The 3135-nt window shown below is 68.5% G+C and carries 3 protein-coding genes and 1 pseudogene; all 4 read left to right on the top strand.

Annotation, left to right across the window (positions count from 1 at the left end; all coding sequences use genetic code 11):
- Window positions 1–311 (top strand): annotated as a pseudogene (locus tag R1101_RS0119880) (carboxylate--amine ligase); the annotation flags it as partial.
- A gap of 94 nt (window positions 312–405) precedes the next feature.
- On the top strand, window positions 406–1554 hold the full coding sequence (locus tag R1101_RS0119875) for a zinc-dependent alcohol dehydrogenase (protein WP_026003493.1): 1149 nt from the start codon (window positions 406–408) through the stop codon (window positions 1552–1554).
- A gap of 12 nt (window positions 1555–1566) precedes the next feature.
- Window positions 1567–2142: a hypothetical protein gene (locus R1101_RS0119870; protein WP_016935058.1), complete on the top strand. Its 576-nt coding sequence runs from the start codon at window positions 1567–1569 to the stop codon at window positions 2140–2142.
- 119 nt (window positions 2143–2261) lie between these two features.
- Window positions 2262–3135, top strand: an 874-nt coding sequence (locus R1101_RS0119865) for a wax ester/triacylglycerol synthase domain-containing protein (protein WP_016935057.1), incomplete at its 3' end; no start/stop codon positions are given.

Genomic DNA, 3135 nt, shown 5'->3' with positions numbered 1-3135 from the left:
GCGAGGGACCGGGAGGGCGCGCGATCGACGTGCCGACGGGACGGACGACCACCTCACGACAGTCGTTCGCCACTCTCCTCCGGCACATCCGGCCCCAACTGGAGGAAACGGGTGACTATCGCCGCACGGTGAAGATGTCGGAGAAGATCTTCTCGCGCGGCACCGGCGCGATGCTGCAACGCCGCGCATTCGAACGCCGCCACGACCCCGCCGATGTCGTCGACGCCCTGACACGGCAGTTCGTGGCCGAGCCGTGGGCGCACACCGTGTCCGGGGGCGCCCACCCGGCACCCGACGTGCCGGCGGTGTGAGTCGCCCGGTCGCGGGCTGCCCGGCGCACACCGTCGTTTGACAGCTCCCATGTCGGGTATCCGCGTCGACACGAACGACGACGAGGGAGCACAAGTGCGCGCGATGGTCTATCGCGGCCCGTACCGGGTTCGCGTCGAAGAGAAGGACATCCCCCGGATCGAACATCCGAACGACGCGATCGTGCGCGTCGAACTGGCGGCGATCTGCGGCTCCGACCTGCATCTCTATCACGGCATGATGCCCGATACCCGTGTCGGTACGACGTTCGGCCACGAGTTCGTCGGCGTCGTCCACGAGGTGGGCCCGTCGGTGCGGAATCTGAAACCCGGGGATCGGGTCATGGTCCCGTTCAACGTCTTCTGCGGGTCGTGCTTCTTCTGCGTGCGCGGGTTGTACTCGAACTGTCACAACGTCAACCCCAACGCGACCGCGGTCGGAGGCATCTACGGCTACTCGCACACCTGCGGGGGTTACGACGGCGGCCAGGCGGAGTTCGTGCGGGTGCCGTTCGCCGACGTCGGCCCCACCCTCGTCCCCGACTGGATGGACCGCGAGGACGCCCTGATGCTCACCGACGCTCTCGCGACCGGCTACTTCGGTGCCCAGCTCGGCGACATCGCCGAGGGCGACACGGTTGTGGTCTTCGGCGCCGGACCGGTGGGCCTCTACGCCGCGAAGTCCGCCTGGTTCATGGGTGCCGGCCGGGTCATCGTGATCGACCACCTCGAATACCGGCTGGAGAAGGCCCGGACCTTCGCGCACGCGGAGACCTACAACTTCGCGGAGTACGACGACATCGTCGTCCATCTGAAGAAGATCACCGGTCATCTCGGGGCGGACGTCGCCATCGACGCGGTCGGCGCGGAGGCCGACGGGAACTTCCTGCAGCACGTCACCGCTGCGAAACTGAAGATGCAGGGCGGATCGCCGGTGGCGCTGAACTGGGCGATCGACGGTGTCCGCAAGGGCGGCACCGTCTCGGTGATGGGCGCCTACGGTCCGATCTTCAGTGCCGTGAAGTTCGGGGACGCGCTGAACAAGGGACTGACGCTGCGAATGAACCAGTGCCCCGTCAAACGTCAGTGGCCCCGCCTGTTCGAACACGTCCGCAACGGCTATCTGAAACCGAACGACATCGTCACGCACCGCGTTCCGCTCGAACACATCGCGGAGGCATATCACATGTTCTCGTCGAAACTCGACGGGTGTATCAAGCCGATCATCGTCACCGACGGGAGCTGAGGAGGATCCGCCATGGCCTACACCGCAGACAAGCCCGAACCCCCCGAGAGCCCCGACCGGTTGCGCGCTCGCATTCCCGGATGGGGAGTCGACCTGGATCCGCGCGACCGCCCGTCCGTCCCGAAGGAACGATTCGCTCCCGAAGCCACCGGCGCGCACTGGGATTTCCCCGAACGCCAACCGGGCTACGAGAACCGCGAGCGCTCCATCGAGCACGCCTTCGTCACGCCGGTGTTCGGCACCACGGCACCGCTGAAAGGACTGTCGGGTGCCGTGCGCAGGCACGCCTACCGCCGGTACAGCGAAGGCCGGGCCGCGCACTGGCTGCTCCTGATCGGTGCCGACCGCATCGACGTCGCCGAGAGCCGCGTCCGCGCCCTGATGCAGGGCCGGCCCGACAATCCGGTGACCGAAAGCGGACTCCGGGCGGAGATCACCGCGCACGGCGGGGCGTCGAGGCGCCGCGGTTCGCGTGCCGACGTCAACCATCAGTGGCTCGACCCGCTCGTCTCGGGGGCACCGTGGATCGCCGCAGCCGGACTGGGGGCGGTGGCCGTGGGCCGGTGGAGAGGTCGGGCGCGGACGTGACGGCCTGCATGTGGGACGACTCCGAAGCCGGCAACGACGTGTCACCTTTTCGACTCGATAGTGCAAAGCGAGAGCAAAGCGCAGGTGTCCGACGATCACGATATGAGACGGTGCCTCATGTGAAGGACACCCCCGACGACCGCGCGCGGGCCCACTCCCCGGGTTCCTCCGTCGTCGCCGCGATCCTTCTCGATGCCACCCCCGACTGGGATCGGGTCGCCGCGGTGCTCGCGCCCGGTAATCACGAGTCGCCCGGTTTCCGGCACCGGGTGGTGGAACTTCCGTTCGGCCTCGACCCGCCGCGTCGCGCCGGACATCCCGACTCGGATCCGCCGTGGCATCTCGACCGGGTCGCGCTGGCCGCCCCGGCGAGTTTCGAGGAAGTGCTCGCCTACGCCCGCTCGGCGCCCGACCCTTCCGGTCTCCGGCACCCCCGCTGGGAACTGACCCTCCTCGACGGCTTGGACGGCGGCCAATCGGCACTCGTGATCCGCCTTCGGCACCTCGGCTCCACGCCGGCGTCCGGGCAGGCCGACTCGATGTTGTCATGGGCGAGGTCGGTCTCCGAGCAGGGTGCCGAATCGTTCCGCACCGCGGCGCACATGTTCACCTCGCTGAGCACCGGATTGATCAACGCTCTGCTCGGACGTACCGGTGACCGTGCCGAGGAGCCCGCGCCCCGCCCTCCGCGGCTGCACGTACTCGACGCGGATCTCGCCGCATTGCGACGCGCCTGCGAACGTGCGGGCTGTCGTGTCCCGAGCGGTTTCACCGCGGCGATGCTCCTCGCATACAGCGAATACCGACGGCGGCACGGACGCACGATGGACGGCCTGCGCGTCGTCGTCCCGGGACCGGAGGGTGGAGCGATCCCCATGACCCCCGAGGACGCGGCAGACCTCCACGCACTGGATACGGTCGACCTCATGCGACGGATCGACGTCTCGTTCCCGCCCTCCGCCGGGAGTCCGGCGGCGTCCTCCGCCGGGGCCT

Origin of the sequence: Rhodococcus sp. R1101 (assembly GCF_000278445.1) — a bacterium.
In the GTDB taxonomy this organism is placed as follows: domain Bacteria; phylum Actinomycetota; class Actinomycetes; order Mycobacteriales; family Mycobacteriaceae; genus Rhodococcus; species Rhodococcus gordoniae.
Note: the sequence above shows the minus strand (reverse complement) of the source record. Positions and strands in the feature narration are given on the sequence as shown.